The sequence below is a fragment of the Pseudoalteromonas sp. MMG022 genome, assembly GCF_021654245.1.
GTDB lineage: Bacteria > Pseudomonadota > Gammaproteobacteria > Enterobacterales > Alteromonadaceae > Pseudoalteromonas > Pseudoalteromonas amylolytica.
In genome coordinates, this window is sequence record NZ_JAKFZQ010000061.1 from 1 (window position 1) to 407 (window position 407).

The following is a 407-nucleotide window of genomic DNA, read 5'->3' on the forward strand; positions in this document are numbered from 1 at the left end:
CTTGATAAATTAAAGGTGCCTAGAAGCACAAGTCACACGCCACTGATCCAGATCATTCTTAACACCAATTCAAGCTTTGGTGTAATGGGTGCTGATTCAGCTAATACGACGTTGGCTGAGTTGAATATAACGCCGTATGAAACAGACGTGATCCCAGCGAAGTTTGATTTAGACATTGATTTGAATATCACACAAGAAGGTGTAGAGCTTTACTGGACCTATGATGTGAGCTTGTTTAGTGCACAAGCCATAGAGCGTTTGAATGACCACTTGTGTCGTTTATTAACCGCGCTCAGTGCAGTGAATGAGGAAGAGGTGGCGCTACATACACTGCCTATCTTGTCAGAGGCAGAGCAGCACCACTTGGTACATGGGCTCAACAACACAAAGATAGACTATCCAAAAGA

Annotated in this window: 1 protein-coding gene; it reads left to right on the plus strand. The window is 43.7% G+C overall.

Features of this window, described 5'->3' with window-relative positions:
- Nucleotides 1-407 (plus strand): condensation domain-containing protein (locus L1070_RS20190; protein ID WP_237126916.1); only part of this gene is annotated, 407 nt, incomplete at both ends.